Genomic DNA, 15,556 nt, shown 5'->3' with positions numbered 1-15,556 from the left:
TTCAAGGTCTGTGATGTCCCTGTGGGAGCGGGTTTACCCGCGAAGAGGCCAGCACAGGCAGCCACACAAAGGAGCCCCAATGTCTGCCCACATCGAAGACTATGCCCTGCTGGGCAACTGCCGCAGCGCCGCCCTGGTCAGCCGCGATGGCTCGCTCGACTGGCTGTGCTTGCCACGCTTCGACGCCCCCGCGGTATTCGCCGCACTGCTGGGCAACGAGGAAAACGGCCGCTGGCGCCTGGCCCCCTGCGACCCGGTCGAACACAGCAGCCGCCAATATCTGGACGACACCCTGGTGCTGGAAACCACCTGGGTCACCGCCAGCGGCCGCGCCCGCGTGCTCGACTTCATGCCACTGGGCGAGGTCAATTCGCTGGTGCGCATCGTCGAGGGCCTCGCCGGCGAAACCAATTTCGAGATGGACCTGGTGATGCGCTTCGACTATGGCCGCAGCGTGCCCTGGGTAGAACGGCTCGACCCGCTGACCCTCAGCGCCGTCGCCGGCCCCGATCGGCTGATCCTGTGCAGCACCGTCCCTCCGCATGCCCGTGACCAGCACACCGTCGCCCGCTTTCGCGTCGGCGCGGGCGAACGCCAGGTGTTCAGTCTGCGTCACCAGCCTTCGCACCTGCCGGTGCAGCCCGGCGGTGATAGCGACGAAGCGCTGGCGCAGACCATCGACCAATGGCAGGCCTTCGCCGCCCGCTGCCCAGAGGTGGGGCCATACTCTGCCTTGGTGCGCCGCTCGCTGTTGACCCTCAAGGCCATGACCTACGCGCCTACCGGCGGCATCGTTGCCGCCGTCACCACCTCACTGCCCGAGCGCATCGGCCACGAGCGCAACTGGGACTACCGCTTCTGTTGGTTGCGCGATGCGACCATGACCCTGCTGGCCTTCATGAACCTTGGCTACTTCGACGAAGCCCAGGCCTGGCGCGAGTGGCTATTGCGCTCGGTGGCCGGCAACCCCGAGCAGATGCAGATCATGTACGGCCTGGCTGGCGAACGCGACCTGCAGGAATACAGCTTGCCGTGGCTGGCCGGCTACGAACACTCGCAACCGGTGCGGGTGGGTAATGCAGCGTCCCAGCAGAGGCAGCTGGATATCTATGGCGAACTGGCCGACGCCATGACCCAGGCGATCAAGGGCGGCTTGCCCCGCCATCCGCGCAGTGCTGCCATCTCCCGGCTGATTCTGCCTTACGTCGAGCGCATCTGGCGCGCGCCGGACGAAGGCATCTGGGAAGTGCGCGGTGGGCGGCAGCAGTTCGTGCACTCCAAGGTAATGGCCTGGGTCGCCTTCGACCGTGCTGCAGGGCTGGCCGACACCACCGAGGAAGGCCGCGAGCGCGGGCGGCATTACCGCCAGGTCGCTGACGAGATTCACCGTGAAGTATGCGCGCAGGGCCTGGACCCCAGCGGCCGCTTTTTCGTCCAGGCCTATGGCTCGACCGAGATGGACGCCAGTTTGTTGCAGATCGCCCTGACCGGCTTCCTGCCGGCGGATGACCCACGTTTTTTGCGCACGCTTGATCAGATCGAACAGCGCCTGCAGAAAAACGGCCTGCTGCTGCGCTACGACAGTGACAGTTGTAGCGACGGCCTCACGCCCGGTGAGGGCACCTTCCTGGTGTGTTCGTTCTGGCTGGCCGATGTGTATGTATTGCTGGGCCGCCAGGCAGAAGCGCAAGCACTCTACGAACGCCTGACCGGCCTGTGCAACGATCTCGGCCTGCTGGCCGAACAGTACGACCCGGCGGGCCAGCGCATGCTCGGCAACTTCCCCCAGGCGTTCAGCCATATCGGCATCATCAACACCGCACTGAACCTGCACCGCGCACAGTGCCCTGTGCGTGATCGGGCGAGTAGTGGATAGCGTCGCGTCCACCGGCAATCAATGTGTGATTACCCGGTTGTTTCAGGCCGCCTGATATAAAAGTGTGAAACGACCGGAGTAGACTGGGACAAACCCCTTCGGCACGGAGCACACATGGGCATTCGCGGTACTGATCGGCAGATCGACAACATCGAGTTCAATGTCAGCGACATCGCACGGAGCAAGGCCTTCTACGGCAGTGTGTTCGGCTGGGCGTTCACCGACTACGGGCCTTGCTACACCGAGTTCAGCGATGGCCGGCTGACCGGTGGGTTCACCACGGGTGAGCCGGTGCGCCCGGGCGGGCCGCTGGTCATCTTGTACGCCGACGACCTGGAGGCCACGCAGCAGAGGATCGAAGCCGCCGGGGCGAAAATCAGCCGGGCCATTTTTGCTTTCCCCGGCGGGCGGCGCTTCCACTTCATCGACCCGGACGGTTATGAGCTGGCGGTATGGACGGCCCAAGCCTGATGGCCAACCACAAGATCGAAATTCGCCGGCGCAATATCGAGAAGATCCTGCAGGCGGCGGAAAAGGTATTTGCCGAGAAAGGCTACGGCGCTACCTCCATGGGCGATATCGCCGAGCAGGCCGAGTTGCCGCGCTCCAATCTGCATTATTACTTCAGCACCAAGGACGAGCTGTTCCGCGCGGTGCTGCAGGATTTGCTGGATGTGTGGAAGCAGGACGCGCTGTGCTTCGAGAATTTCGACGACCCGCGCGTGGTGTTGACCAGTTACATCCGGGCGAAGATGGGCCATTCACGTTCGCGGCCGCTGGGTTCGAGGATCTGGGCCGAAGAGATGCTGCACGGGGCGCCGGTGCTGGGGGTGAACCTGGATGAAAGCCTGGTGCCCTGGGCCAAGCTGAAGGAAGCCAAGATCCGCCGTTGGGTGGAGGAGGGGCGCATCCTGCCGGTGGAGCCGTCGGCGCTTTTATACATGATCTGGGCCTCGACCCAGCACTATGCCGACTTTGGTTACCAGGTGCAGTTGCTTAATGGCGGCGAGGAACTGTCGGACATGGCATTCGAGAGTGCGGTGCAGACAGTGACCAGTGTGATCTTGCGGGGGATTGGGCTGGAGCCTTGAGATCGGCGATTGCCAGAAAGATTGGGCCGCCGTGCGGCCCTTCGCGGGTCAACCCACTCCTACAGGTGTTTCGCTGCCCTCACCAACAGCGCGGTCCCTGTGGGAGCGGGTTTACCCGCGAAGGGTTGCAAGGCAGCCCCAATGGGTTTCAGCTGGCCTCGCGGTAGGGGTTGCGCGGATCCTGCGTCCAGTTCATGTACGGCTTGCCGGTATCCTGCGCCACCATCTCGATGCAGCTTTCCACCGGGCAGGTGATCTGGCACAGGTTGCAGCCTACGCATTCTTCTTCGATCACACTGTAGGCATGCGTGCCATCCGCCTTCAGGGTACTGGCGATTGCCTGGTGCGATGTATCCTCACAGGCAATATGGCAGCGTCCGCAACCAATGCACGCTTGCTGGTCGATGTGCGCCACCGACTGGTAGTTCATGTCCAGGTACTTCCAGTCGGTGGTATGCCCCACCGCCTGGCCACGGAACGCCTCGATATTGCGGTGCCCATGCTGGTCCATCCAGCGCGCCAGGCCGTCCTTCATGTCCTCGACGATACGGAAGCCGTGCAGCATCGCGGCCGTGCATACCTGCACGGCACCACTGCCCAAGGCCATGAACTCGGCGGCGTCACGCCAACTGCCGATGCCGCCAATGCCGCAGATCGGCAAGCCGCGTGTTTGCGGGTCGCGGGCGATTTCCGCCACCATGTTCAGGGCAATCGGCTTCACCGCCGAACCGCAGTAACCGCCATGGGTGCTCTGGTCACCGACGATGGGGTGGGCGACCATGCGGTCGAGGTCGACGCTGGTGATCGAGTTGATGGTATTGATCAACGACACCGCATCGGCCCCGCCACGATGCGCGGCGCGGGCCGACTGGCGGATGTCGGTGATGTTCGGCGTGAGCTTGACGATCACCGGCAGCGAGCAGTACGTCTTGCACCAGCGGGTGACCATTTCCACGTACTCCGGCACCTGGCCGACTGCCGCACCCATGCCGCGCTCCGGCATGCCGTGCGGGCAGCCGAAGTTCAGTTCGATGCCATCGGCCCCGGTGGCTTCCACCAGCGGCAGGATGAACTTCCAGGACTGCTCTTCGCACGGCACCATCAGCGACACGATCAGCGCGCGGTCGGGCCAGTCCTTCTTCACCTGGGTGATTTCGCGCAGGTTGATCTCCAACGAGCGGTCGGTGATCAGCTCGATGTTGTTGATGCCCTGCACCTGGCGGTTGGGGCCGTAGTGCGCCGAGTAGCGCGACGACACGTTGACCGCCGCCGGGTCTTCGCCGAGGGTCTTCCACACCACGCCGCCCCAGCCGGCCTCGAAGGCGCGGACCACGTTGTAGGCCTTGTCGGTTGGCGGTGCGGAGGCCAGCCAGAAGGGGTTAGGTGCCTTGATGCCGGCAAATTCGATGGACAGGTCGGCCATTTACGCAGCCTCCAGGTTGAGCATGAGTTGGGCATGGATGGCTTCGGCGGCCAGCTTGCCGTGTTGCACGGCCTGGACGGTAAGGTCCTGACCCAGGGCGGTGCAGTCGCCGCCGGCATATACACCTGGCAGGCTGGTTTGCATCGTTTCGTCGACGCGGATGCGCTCACCAATGCGAGCCAGTTGTGCAGCCACCGGGTCATCGAGGCTGGCGTCGTCGAAGCGCTGGCCGATGGCCTTGAAGATGGCATCGGCGGCCAGCTCGAAGGTTTCGCCGGTATCACGCAGGCGGCCGTCTGCCAGCTCGGTGCGGGCAAAGCGCATGCCGCGTACCTTGCCGGTGTCATCCAGCAGCACGGCATCGGGGCGCGCCCAGGTGTGCAGGCGCACCTGGTTGGCCTTGGCGATGTCCTGCTCGTGGCCGGTGGCGCCCATGTCGGCGTGGCCACGGCGGTACACCAGGTTGACGTCGCGGGCACCCAGGCGGCTCATCTGTACGGCCATGTCGATGGCGGTGTTGCCGGCGCCGATTACCAGGCAGCGGTCGGCCAGCGGTAACTGGCTGAGGTCGTCGGCCTGACGCAGTTCGCGGATGTATTCGGTGGCGGCGAGCAGGCCGGGGGCTTCCTCATCCGGCAGGCCCAACTGGCGCACGGCATTCAGGCCGAGGCCGAGGAACACCGCGTCGTACTGGTCGCGCAGCTCGCCCAGGCTGAGGTTGCTGCCCAGGCGCTGGCCATGGCGAATTTCGATGCCACCGATACCAAGCAGGAATTCCACTTCGCGCTGGGCATAGTCGTCCACCAGCTTGTAGCGGGCGATGCCGTACTCGTTGAGGCCACCGGCCTTGTCGCAGGCCTCGAACACCACCACATCATGCCCGTGCATGGCCAGGCGGTGGGCGCAGGACAGCCCGGCAGGGCCGGCACCGACCACGGCGATGCGCTTGCCGGTGGCCGGCGAGCGCTGGAACGGGTGCTCGGTGAAATGGGCGTTGTCCAGGGCATAGCGCTGCAGCTGGCCGATCAGCACCGGTGCGCATTCCTGCGCATTGTTGCGCACACAGGCTTGCTGGCAAAGGATTTCGGTGGGGCAGACGCGGGCGCAACTGCCGCCGAGGATGTTGGCCGAGAGGATGCGTTCGGCGGCGCCTTGCAGGTTTTCGTCGCTGATACGGTGGATGAACGACGGGATGTCGATGTCGCTGGGGCAGGCGTTGACGCAGGGGGCGTCATAGCAATACAGGCAGCGTGCGCTTTCGACGGCGGCCTGGCGGGCGGTGAGGGGTGGGGCCAGGTCGCTGAAGCGCTCGGCCAGCTGGTCGGCGCCGGCCCGGGGGCGCGGCAAGTGGTTCAGGGCGTCGATCACGGTTATAGCCTCTCTATTTTTATATCTGGCTTGGAGTGGGGGCGCTCTGCGCCCCAATCGCCGGCAAGCCAGCTCCCACGGGTACAGTGATGTTTTTGAGAGTGGTGCCATCCCGGTAAAACGGGTTCCTCCAGGACAGCCGCGCCGATGAGCGCAGCACCAATCCCTGTGGGAGCTGGCTTGCCGGCGATGGGCCGCTGAGCGGCCCCAATGGCTTCAGCGCTGCACGGGCGTCGGCCGCTGCACTTCGGCCCTGCGCCCCAGCACCTCATACACCGGCGGATACGCCGGCCGTTCCACATAGCGCCCAGCGCCCTTTTCCGCGCGCAGGTCGCCATCGGCCCAAAGCACCTTGCCCTGGCTGATGGTGTGGCTGGGGATGCCGCGCACGGTGCGGCCTTCGAAGATGTTGAAGTCCACCTGCTGGTGGTGGGTCTTGGCCGATATGGTGCGGGTGCCTTGTGGGTCCCACAGCACCAGGTCGGCGTCGGCGCCAACACGAATGGCACCCTTACGCGGGAACAGGTTGAAGATTTTCGCGGTGTTGGTGGAGGTCAGCGCGACGAACTCATGCATCGACAGGCGCCCGCGGTTCACCCCGGCATCCCACAGCACTGCCATGCGATCCTCGATGCCGGCAGTGCCGTTGGGGATACGGCTGAAGTCGTCGCGGCCCATGGCTTTCTGTTCGGCGCAGAAGCAGCAGTGGTCGGTGGCGGTGGTGTGCAGGTTGCCCGACTGCAGGCCGCGCCACAGCGCCTCCTGGTGTTCGCGCGGGCGGAACGGTGGGCTCATCACGTAGCCGGCGGCGGTGGCCCAGTCCGGGTCCCGGTAGACGCTGTCATCCAGCAGCAGATGGCCGGGCAGGACCTCGCCGTACACCGGCTGGCCCTTGCCCCGGGCATAGGCGATTTCATCCAGCGCTTCGCGGCTGGAAACGTGCACCAGGTACAGCGGTGTGCCCAGCGTTTCGGCAATGCGGATGGCGCGGCTGGCCGCCTCGCCCTCGACCTGGGATGGGCGTGACAGCGGATGGGCTTCCGGCCCGGTCAGGCCCTGGGCCAGCAGTTTTTTCTGCAGGTGGTACACCAGTTCGCCGTTCTCGGCATGTACGGTGGGCACCGCACCCAGTTGCAGGCAGCGCTCGAAGCTGGCCACCAGGGTGTCGTCGGCAGCCATGATCGCATTCTTGTAGGCCATGAAGTGCTTGAAGCTGTTCACTCCATGTTTGGCCACCAGTTCGCCCATCTCTTCGGCCACCTGCTCGCTCCACCAGGTGATGGCGACGTGGAAGCCATAGTCGCTGGCGCTTTTCTGCGCCCAGCCACGCCAGGTATGGAAGGCCTCCAGCAATGACTGCTGCGGGTTGGGGATGACGAAGTCGATGATCGAGGTGGTGCCACCGGCCAGGCCTGCGGCGGTGCCGCTGAAGAAGTCCTCGCTGGCCACCGTGCCCATGAACGGCAGCTGCATGTGGGTGTGCGGGTCGATGCCGCCGGGCATCAGGTACTGGCCGCTGCCGTCGAGGATCTCGCAATCGGTGGGCGGTTCGAGGTTTTGCCCAATGGCGCGGATCAGGCCATCGGCACACAGGACATCGGCGGGGTAACTCTCTTCGTGGGTGACCACGGTGGCGCCACGGATCAACAGGGACATGCCGTTTTCCTCGCAGGCTGACCGGTCTGGGCCGGTTCTTGGAATTGTCTTGGTCCAGGGCGGGCAGGGCAGTTAATCCTGTCAGGCCTGACAAGATTGGAGGCTAGATGCTGATCCTTGATTCAGCAAGAAAATTTCCCCATAAATTTTGCTGTCTTTAACTAATTGAAATTAAAGGTTTAATTTATTTCATGGTGGTGACTGCGGAGCTTTTTGAGACTTTGACTGACTTGACAAGATGAAAATCTGGTCGAGATTTTTAAGCACATAAAGCGTGTGTACTCCGGCCATCGCATTAGCCCGCTGGGCAAACAACTACAAGAACATCTGGAGAAAGCCCCATGCAGCAGAGCAGATCGGAAGTGGTCGAGCAGGATGGCCTGTTCGAGCTGTCCGAGGGCAGCGATGTCCTCGACAGCCCGCGCTACAACCACGACATCGCTCCGACCAAGGTGCACCAGCGCACCTGGAACAAATGGCACATCACCGCCCTGTGGGTGGGCATGTCCATCTGCGTGCCCACCTACACCCTCGGCGGCGTGCTCACCGCCTACTTCGGCCTCAGCGTGGGCGAGGCCTTGCTGGCGATTCTGCTGGCCAACCTGATCGTGCTGATCCCGCTCACCCTCAACGCCTTCCCTGGTACCAAGTACGGCATCCCGTTCCCGGTGCTGCTGCGTTCGTCGTTCGGCATTATCGGCTCCAACGTGCCATGCCTGATCCGCGCCGTGGTTGCCTGTGGCTGGTTCGGCATCCAGACCATGTTCGGCGGCCTGGCCATCCACCTGTTCCTTGGCTCGGTGTTCGACGGCTGGAAGGCCCTGGGCGGTACCGGCGAGGTGATCGGCTTCATGATCTTCTGGTGCCTGAACCTGTGGGTGGTGCTGCGCGGTGCCGAGTCGATCAAGTGGCTTGAAACGCTGTCGGCACCGCTGCTGGTGGCCGTGGGCGTCGGCCTGCTGTTCTGGGCCTTGCCGCACATGTCGATGAGCGAACTGCTGGCCCAGCCGCCCAAGCGCCCGGAAGGCGCCAGCGTGGTCAGTTACTTCTGCGCCGGGCTCACGGCCATGGTCGGCTTCTGGGCGACATTGTCGCTGAACATCCCCGACTTCAGCCGCTATGCCCGCAGCCAGAAGGACCAGATTCTCGGGCAGATCTTCGGCTTGCCGCTGACCATGTTCCTGTTCGCCGCGCTAGGCGTGGTGCTGACCGCTGCTTCGGCGTCGCTGGTAGGCGAGACAGTGTCCGATCCGGTCAGCCTGATCGGCAAGATCCACAGCCCGTTCTGGGTGGCGCTGGCCATGGCACTGATCGTGATCGCCACGCTGTCGACCAACACCGCGGCGAACATCGTGTCACCGACCAACGACTTCCAGAACATCGCCCCACGCCTGATCGGGCGCAACCGCGCGGTGTGGCTGACCGGCTTCATCGGTTTGGCGCTGATGGGCCATGAGCTGCTGAAGAAGCTGGGCTGGATCGTCTCCGACCTGAGCCTGGAGAGTGTGTATTCCAACTGGCTGCTGGGCTATTCCAGCCTGCTGGGGCCGATCGCCGGGATCATGGTGGTGGACTACTTCCTGATCCGCCGGCAGAAGCTGGACCTGGCCGGGCTGTACCGCGACGACGTGTACCCGGCGTGGAACTGGGCCGGGTTTGCCGCCTTTGCGCTGCCGGTGGCGCTGACTGTGATGGCCGTTGGCAACAGCAGTTTCAGCTGGTTCTACGACTACGGCTGGTTCACCGGTTCGCTGCTGGGTGGGGCACTGTATTACCTCTTCGCCGGCGTGGTCGCGCGCAGCCCGGCGCGGGTGGCCAAGCCCTTGCCATGAAATCGCGCTGGCCCCATCGCCGGCAAGCCAGCTCCCACAGGTACCCCACAGTTCTCAAGGCCTGTGGAGGCCCTGTGGGAGCTGGCTTGCCGGCGATAGGGCCCTGACAGACAACAAAAAAGCCTGAAGGAAACTCCCATGACTCCAGTGCAAGACATCATGAAGACCAGCGCCCGGCACATCGACAGCCGCCGCCTGTGGCAATCCCTGATGGACCTGGCCCGCCTCGGTGCCACCGCCAAGGGCGGCGTGTGCCGACTGGCCCTGACCGACCTCGACCGCCAGGCCCGCGACCTCTTCGTGCAGTGGTGCGAGGCCGCCGGTTGCACGGTCAGCATCGACGCCGTCGGCAACATCTTCGCCCGCCGCCCCGGGCGTAACCCCAAGTTGCCCCCGGTGATGACCGGTAGCCACATCGACACCCAGCCCACCGGCGGCAAGTTCGACGGCTGCTTCGGGGTGATGGCCGGACTGGAGGTGATCCGCACCCTCAACGACCTGGGGGTGGAAACCGAAGCGCCGCTGGAAGTGGTGGTGTGGACCAACGAGGAAGGTTCGCGCTTCGCACCGTGCATGATGGGTTCGGGGGTGTTCGCCGGCAAGTTCACCCTGGAGGAAACCCTGGCCAAGCGCGATGCCCAGGGTGTCAGTGTTGGCGAGGCGTTGAACGCCATCGGCTACGCCGGCTCGCGCGCTGTATCAGGCCACCCGGTGGGGGCCTATTTCGAAGCGCATATCGAGCAGGGCCCGATCCTGGAAGACCAGGCCAAGACCATCGGTGTGGTCCTGGGCGCCTTGGGCCAGAAGTGGTTCGACCTGACTCTGCGCGGTGTCGAAGCCCATGCCGGCCCAACACCGATGCACCTGCGCAAGGACGCCCTGGTCGGCGCGGCGGCGGTGGTGGAAGCAGTCAACCGCACCGCCCTCGGCCACCAGCCCCATGCCTGTGGCACGGTGGGTTGTCTGCAGGCTTACCCGGGCTCGCGCAACGTGATCCCGGGCGAAGTGCGCATGACCCTGGATTTCCGTCATCTGGAGGGTGAGCAACTGAATGAGATGATTGCCGATGTGCGCGCGGTGATCGAGGCGACCTGTGCCAGGCACGGCCTGAGCCATGAACTGCTACCCACGGCCGATTTCCCGGCGCTGTACTTCGACCAAGGGTGTGTCGATGCCGTGCGCGAATCGGCGCAGGCGCTGGGCCTGCCGCACATGGACATCGTCAGCGGGGCGGGGCACGACGCGATCTTCCTGGCCGAGCTGGGGCCGGCGGGGATGATTTTCGTGCCGTGCGAGAACGGTATCAGCCATAACGAGATCGAGAACGCCACGCCCGAGGACCTGGCGGCGGGCTGCGCGGTGTTGCTGCGAGCGATGCTGGCGGCGTCGGAGGCGATCGCCAGTGGGCGGTTGGCGGCCTGAGCAGAGATGCAAGGCGCCTGCGCCGGCCCTATCGCCGGCAAGTCAGCTCCCACAGGTGCTGGCTTGCCGGCGATCAGGCCGGAACAGGCAATGAGAGGCTCGCCAGAAACGCCGTAATCCGCTGTCCACCGCGCAAATGCACCACCGGCACCTGCGGCCCGATGGCCTGGCGGCTCGCTTCGATCCCCGGCCGATAGCCCCTGTCGAACGTCCACACGAACTTCAGGAAAGTCAGAAACGCCCGGTCCAGGCGCTCTGTACATCCCGCCGGCAGGTCCGGCCGGGGTTTGTTCAGCACACTGCGCAGGATTACCCGCTTCAGGCAGGTCAGCCTCGGCGTATCCAGCCAGATGACCAGGTCGGCTCGCGGCAGGCGCAGGTCGAACGTGCGGCGGGCATAGTTGCCCTCACACACCCAGGCTTCCCCAGCCACCGCATCGCGCACGCGGGTACGGAAGGCCTCGGCATCCGGCTCAACCCAGCCGGTCTCCCAGAACAACGTGTCGAGGTGTACCACCGGTACGCCCAAACGTGCGCCAATCTGTCGGGCCAGGGTCGATTTACCACTGCCGGAGTTGCCCAGAATCACGATGCGTTGCATGGCCAAGTCCTTTTGGAAAAACCGGCCATGCTAAATCATCCGGCCGGTTCAAGACAGCCATCGCGCCCGATGTGATAGCGCTGCAGGTCCTGCGCCAGGGTCAGTTGCCCGTTGTAGTGGGCAAGGGCTTCTTCACGCACGTTGTCGATGCACGGGCTGCGCCCTGGGTCGTTCTGGTAGCGGGCGCTGAAGTGCGTCAGTACCAGGTTGCGCACGCCCGCAGCTTCGGCAAAGCGGGCCACCGCAGCCGCGGTGCTGTGGCCGAAGCTGACCCCCGTGCGCTCGACCACCGCCTGGGTGAACGTGGCTTCGTGCACCAGCACGTCCGCGCCCCTGGCGACGTCGGCCAGCAGCGCGGGGTTGTCGTTGTCGCCGCACACGATCACCCGCCGTGGCGGGCGCGAAGGGCGCAGGTAGTCACTGCCGTGCAGCAGCTGCCCGCCATGCTGCACCGTCAGGCCCTTGGCCAGGTCACCCCACAGCGGGCCGCGGGGTATGCCTTCAGCTTCCAGGCGCGGGATGTCCAGACGCGGTTCGGGGTTGCGTTCGGTGAACACGAAGCCGACGCTCGGCACCCGGTGCGACAACTGCACGCTGGTCACCTGCACGGTGTCACTGCGCCACTCCACCAGGTCTTCCACGGCCAGCAGACGCAGTTCGAACGGCAGGAAGGTATCGCTGGCCAGCAGGCCCTGGCGTACCCAGCCGTGCAGGGCGGCGGGCAATACGAGGTCCAGCGGCTGGGTGCGCCCGCTCATGCCGGCACTGGCCAGCAGGCCCGGCAGGCCGAAGCAATGGTCGCCGTGGACGTGGGTGATGAAGATGGCGCGCAGGTCGCGGATCGACAGCGGCGTGTGCAGCAGCCGGTGCTGGGTGCCTTCGCCACAGTCGACCAGGTACCAGTGGCTGCCACTGGCTTCGATCACAGCGGTGGCGCTGACGTTGCGTGCCTTGGTCGGCACGCCGGCGGAGGTGCCCAGGAACAGCAGGTCCATGGTCTGGCTCCTTGTTTCAGCCCAGCAGCGACAGGTCGCGCAGCAACGCCTGCAACCCTTGTGGTACCAGCGGGCCGATGCGCGCCAGGTCGGCACTGTCGCACCAGCGGGCGCGGAACGGGTTGCCGTCGGTCTCCTGGCCGTTCAGCCAGGCTTGCTGGTACAGACCGGCGTCATCGAAGCGCGCATCGTACACCTGCACAATCTCATGCCCGGGCTTGCCGGCATAGGTGAACAGGCTCTCCAGGGTGCCGAGCAGGTGCACGTCGCTGATCGGCTGGCCCAGTTCTTCGTCGATTTCCCGGGCGATGGCATCGCGGCCCAGTTCACCGAATTCGATGCCGCCGCCCAGCGGCCGGCACAGGGTCTGGCCGCTGGCCGGGTCGTCGAAGACGTTGACCAGGATCTTGCCCTGGTGGTGGAAAACGCACAGGGCAAGAAAACGGATACGGGGTGCTTGCTGCGGCGCGGTGCTCACGGTCTCGTTCCTTCGAGGTGACAAAGGGCGCACACCTTAGCCTGATTGCCGCATGCCGTCGATGGCCCGCTACTCGGCCTGCCGCCAGATCAGCTTGCTGGTGTCATAGCCCTGTTCACGGGCAATTGTCAGTAGCTGCTCGCGCTGTTGGTCGGTGACCGCAGGCGTGCGTGAAAGCAGCCACAGGTACTCGCGGTTGGGGTGGCCGACCAGTGCCACGCGGTAATCCTGGTCGTGATACAGCACCCAGTATTCGCCCTTGGTCAAGCCCGGCGCGAGGCGGCTGAACCAGTTGTCGAAGCGCACCCAGAGTTTGTCGGTGCTGCCCGGTTGCTGGGCTTCGGCTATGCCGTTGGCTTCATTCCACTGGCCGTCCTTTTCCAGGCAGCGGTTGGTCACGTCGAGACGGCCATCTGCGCGCAGGCCGTAGTGCGCCTCGGACTGCACGCAGTTGCGCTGGAAAAACATCGGCAGCCGCGCCAGTTCGTACCAGGTGCCCTGGTAGCGTTGCAGGTCGACCTGCTGGGTACGCGGCGGCGCCGGGTGATCGTTGCCGGCGCAGCCGAGCAGGGCCAGGGTCATGCAGGAAAGCAGCAGCGTGGTGCGTAGCGCCATGGTGAAGCTCCTTGAAGCGAAATGGTGGCTTACCTGTATTTCGATGCGGGTGCGGGGTAAAAGTTGTATGGGATCGTGCCTTTCAGAACGAACCGGTCTGGACTTCGCCTGCGCGCACCGTTGCGGTAACGTCCGTGCCCAGGGCGTGGCTGTTGTGCCAGTCGAGGGTGGCCGGGGTATGGGTGGCCACGTGCTTGGGCACGCGGTTGAACAGGTTGGCGATGGAAAAGTCTTCCGAGTCGTCTTTTATCTTGGGCCAGTAGCCGGCGAAGATGTCGTAGGTGCGTCGGCCCAGCAGCAGCGCGAAGGGTTGGCTGAACAGGGCCTGCATGACACCGTCGAGACTGATGAAGGCGGCTACGATGAGTTTGCGCATGGGGACTCTCCTGATGGCAGCCGGGGTGGCTGTGGGCATGGGATAGTCGAATGGCAGGCAGCAGAATTGACAGCGTAAACCTGTGCCGGCCCTTTCGCGGGTAAACCCGCTCCCACAGGTACTGCACAGCCTTTGAGCTTGGCGCAATACCTGTGGGAGCGGGTTTACCCGCGAAGAGGCCGGTACAGGCTACATCACAGCCAGTAGGTCACCGCCCACCAGCCCAGCCCGCCCATCACTACGGTATAGGGCAGGGCCATCCACACCATCCGCCCATACGATAGCCGGATCAGCGGCGCAATCGCCGACGTCAGCAGAAACAGGAACGCCGCCTGTCCATTCGGCGTCGCCACGCTGGGCAGGTTGGTACCGGTGTTGATCGCCACCGCCAGCGTTTCGAAATGCTCACGGTTCATGCCGCCATCGAGGAACACCTGCTTCACTTCGGTGATGTAGATAGTGGCAACGAATACGTTGTCGCTGATCGCCGACAGCAGGCCGTTGGCCAGGTACAACATGCCCGGTTGCTGCTCGGCCGGCAACGCCAGCACCCAGGCAATCAACGGGATGAACAGGTGCTGCTGATGAATCACTGCCACCACGGCGAAGAACACCACCAGCAATGCGGTGAACGGCATGGCGTCCTGGAAGGCACGCCCCAGGCGGTGTTCGTCAGTGATGCCGGTACATGCCGTGATCAGCACGATCACCATCAGGCCGATCAGGCCGACCTCGGCAACGTGCAGCCCCAGGCAGATGATCAGGATCAGCGCAGCGAACCCTTGCACCCACAGCGCGATGCGCTGGGCCTGGGTACGCGCAGCATCGTCCTCGGCGGCGTAGGCGGCCAGCACCTGGCGCACCGGTTCGGGCATCAGCGTGCCGTAACCGAACAGGCGCAGCTTCTCCAGCAGCACGCAGGTCAGCAGACCGGCGCCCAGCACCGGCAGCGACACAGGCGCCACCTTCAGGAAGAAATCGGCAAAGTGCCAGCCCATCTCATGGCCAATCAGCAGGTTCTGCGGTTCGCCCACCAGCGTGCACACGCCGCCCAGTGCGGTACCCACCGCGCCATGCATCAGCAGGCTGCGCAGGAAGGCGCGGAACTGGTCGAGGTCTTCACGGTGCAACTGTGCGATCTGTTGGTCGCTGTCCAGCGCACTGTCTTCGCGCGGGTTGCCCCCGGAGGCGACGCGGTGGTACACCGCATAGAAGCCGACGGCGGCGCTGATGATCACGGCGGTGACGGTCAGCGCATCAAGGAACGCCGAAAGGAATGCCGACAGCACGCAGAACAGCAACGCCAGGGTCGCCTTCGAGCGCACCCCCAGCAAGATGCGCGAGAACAGGAACAGCAGCAGTTCCTTCATGAAGTGGATGCCGGCGACCATGAACATCAGCAGCAGGATTACCGGGAAGTTGTGTTGCAATTCTTCGTACAGGGCTTGCGGGGTGGTCATCTGCAACAGCAGGGCTTCGATCAGGAGCAGGCCACCGGGCATCAGCGGGTAGCACTTCAGGGCCATGCCCAGGGTGAAGATGAACTCGAGCACCAGTGCCCAGCCGGCCACGACCGGGCCGACGGTCAGCAGCAGCAGCGGGTTGAGTACCAGAAACAGGCAGATGACTGCCTTGTACCAAAGCGGCGACTTGCCCAGAAAGCTGTGGGCGAGGGCGCCGGTCAGGGAGCGCGACATGAATTTGTATCCTTATGATTCGGCGATGGCGCACGGTGCCGGATCAGCGCGTCTTAGGCAAGGTGTACAGTCCCGTTTTTGGCACAAGTGCGGTCATCGGGCTGAGTTACCATCCGTGCCATGAAC

The 15,556-nt window shown here is 64.5% G+C and carries 13 protein-coding genes and 1 pseudogene; 5 read left to right on the top strand and 9 right to left on the bottom strand.

Going from position 1 to position 15,556, the window contains the following annotated elements:
• Positions 1 to 79 precede the first annotated feature (79 nt).
• The 3 genes from FQ664_RS18845 to FQ664_RS18835 all read left to right on the top strand — a co-directional run bounded on the left by FQ664_RS18845 (position 80) and on the right by FQ664_RS18835 (position 2,967).
• Positions 80 to 1,876 carry a glycoside hydrolase family 15 protein gene (locus tag FQ664_RS18845; RefSeq protein ID WP_144174031.1) on the top strand — a complete coding sequence of 599 codons (1,797 nt, stop codon included), beginning with the start codon at positions 80 to 82 and terminating at the stop codon, positions 1,874 to 1,876.
• A gap of 114 nt (positions 1,877 to 1,990) precedes the next feature.
• Positions 1,991 to 2,347, top strand: coding sequence for a VOC family protein (locus tag FQ664_RS18840; protein WP_144174030.1), 357 nt, complete (start codon positions 1,991 to 1,993; stop codon positions 2,345 to 2,347).
• Positions 2,347 to 2,967, top strand: a complete 621-nt coding sequence (locus FQ664_RS18835; protein ID WP_144174162.1) for a TetR/AcrR family transcriptional regulator — start codon at positions 2,347 to 2,349, stop codon at positions 2,965 to 2,967. The genes FQ664_RS18840 and FQ664_RS18835 overlap by 1 nt, the downstream gene beginning before the upstream one ends.
• A gap of 148 nt (positions 2,968 to 3,115) precedes the next feature.
• Here the strand turns inward: FQ664_RS18835 and preA are convergent, their stop codons facing one another.
• The 3 genes from preA to hydA form a co-directional block, all read right to left on the bottom strand.
• Entirely contained in the window at positions 3,116 to 4,390 is a 1,275-nt protein-coding gene (gene preA, locus FQ664_RS18830) for an NAD-dependent dihydropyrimidine dehydrogenase subunit PreA (RefSeq protein ID WP_144174029.1), read from the bottom strand.
• Complete coding sequence (locus tag FQ664_RS18825; protein WP_144174027.1) at positions 4,391 to 5,758, bottom strand: NAD(P)-dependent oxidoreductase; 1,368 nt, start codon at positions 5,756 to 5,758, stop codon at positions 4,391 to 4,393.
• Between the two features lie 216 nt (positions 5,759 to 5,974).
• The gene (gene hydA, locus FQ664_RS18820) at positions 5,975 to 7,414 is read right to left on the bottom strand and encodes a dihydropyrimidinase (RefSeq protein ID WP_144174026.1); all 1,440 of its coding nucleotides are present in this window, start codon (positions 7,412 to 7,414) and stop codon (positions 5,975 to 5,977) included.
• A 341-nt stretch (positions 7,415 to 7,755) separates the two neighbouring features.
• On the opposite strand from hydA, the gene FQ664_RS18815 reads away from it, so the two are divergent.
• Positions 7,756 to 9,246 carry an NCS1 family nucleobase:cation symporter-1 gene (locus FQ664_RS18815; RefSeq protein ID WP_144174025.1) on the top strand — a complete coding sequence of 497 codons (1,491 nt, stop codon included), beginning with the start codon at positions 7,756 to 7,758 and terminating at the stop codon, positions 9,244 to 9,246.
• A gap of 138 nt (positions 9,247 to 9,384) precedes the next feature.
• Positions 9,385 to 10,668, top strand: a complete 1,284-nt coding sequence (locus FQ664_RS18805) for a Zn-dependent hydrolase (RefSeq protein ID WP_144174024.1) — start codon at positions 9,385 to 9,387, stop codon at positions 10,666 to 10,668.
• 73 nt (positions 10,669 to 10,741) lie between these two features.
• On the opposite strand, the gene FQ664_RS18800 is transcribed toward FQ664_RS18805, so the two are convergent.
• The 6 genes and pseudogenes from FQ664_RS18800 to nhaB all read right to left on the bottom strand — a co-directional run bounded on the left by FQ664_RS18800 (position 10,742) and on the right by nhaB (position 15,430).
• Positions 10,742 to 11,269 (bottom strand): P-loop NTPase family protein, encoded by a 528-nt coding sequence (locus FQ664_RS18800; protein WP_144174023.1) that lies wholly within the window; start codon positions 11,267 to 11,269, stop codon positions 10,742 to 10,744.
• 35 nt (positions 11,270 to 11,304) lie between these two features.
• Positions 11,305 to 12,264 (bottom strand): ribonuclease Z, encoded by a 960-nt coding sequence (locus FQ664_RS18795; protein WP_144174022.1) that lies wholly within the window; start codon positions 12,262 to 12,264, stop codon positions 11,305 to 11,307.
• A gap of 16 nt (positions 12,265 to 12,280) precedes the next feature.
• Positions 12,281 to 12,742, bottom strand: coding sequence for an NUDIX hydrolase (locus FQ664_RS18790; protein ID WP_144174020.1), 462 nt, complete (start codon positions 12,740 to 12,742; stop codon positions 12,281 to 12,283).
• Between the two features lie 69 nt (positions 12,743 to 12,811).
• The gene (locus tag FQ664_RS18785; RefSeq protein ID WP_144174018.1) at positions 12,812 to 13,357 is read right to left on the bottom strand and encodes a lipocalin family protein; all 546 of its coding nucleotides are present in this window, start codon (positions 13,355 to 13,357) and stop codon (positions 12,812 to 12,814) included.
• An 88-nt stretch (positions 13,358 to 13,445) separates the two neighbouring features.
• Positions 13,446 to 13,733: pseudogene (locus FQ664_RS18780) on the bottom strand (dihydrofolate reductase family protein); the annotation flags it as partial.
• A gap of 194 nt (positions 13,734 to 13,927) precedes the next feature.
• Complete coding sequence (gene nhaB, locus FQ664_RS18770) at positions 13,928 to 15,430, bottom strand: sodium/proton antiporter NhaB (protein ID WP_144174016.1); 1,503 nt, start codon at positions 15,428 to 15,430, stop codon at positions 13,928 to 13,930.
• Positions 15,431 to 15,556 lie beyond the last annotated feature (126 nt).

The organism is Pseudomonas persica (genome assembly GCF_900291015.1).
In the GTDB taxonomy this organism is placed as follows: Bacteria; Pseudomonadota; Gammaproteobacteria; order Pseudomonadales; family Pseudomonadaceae; genus Aquipseudomonas.
The sequence above is the reverse complement of the archived record's forward strand: the minus strand, read 5'-3'. Positions and strand labels throughout refer to the sequence as shown.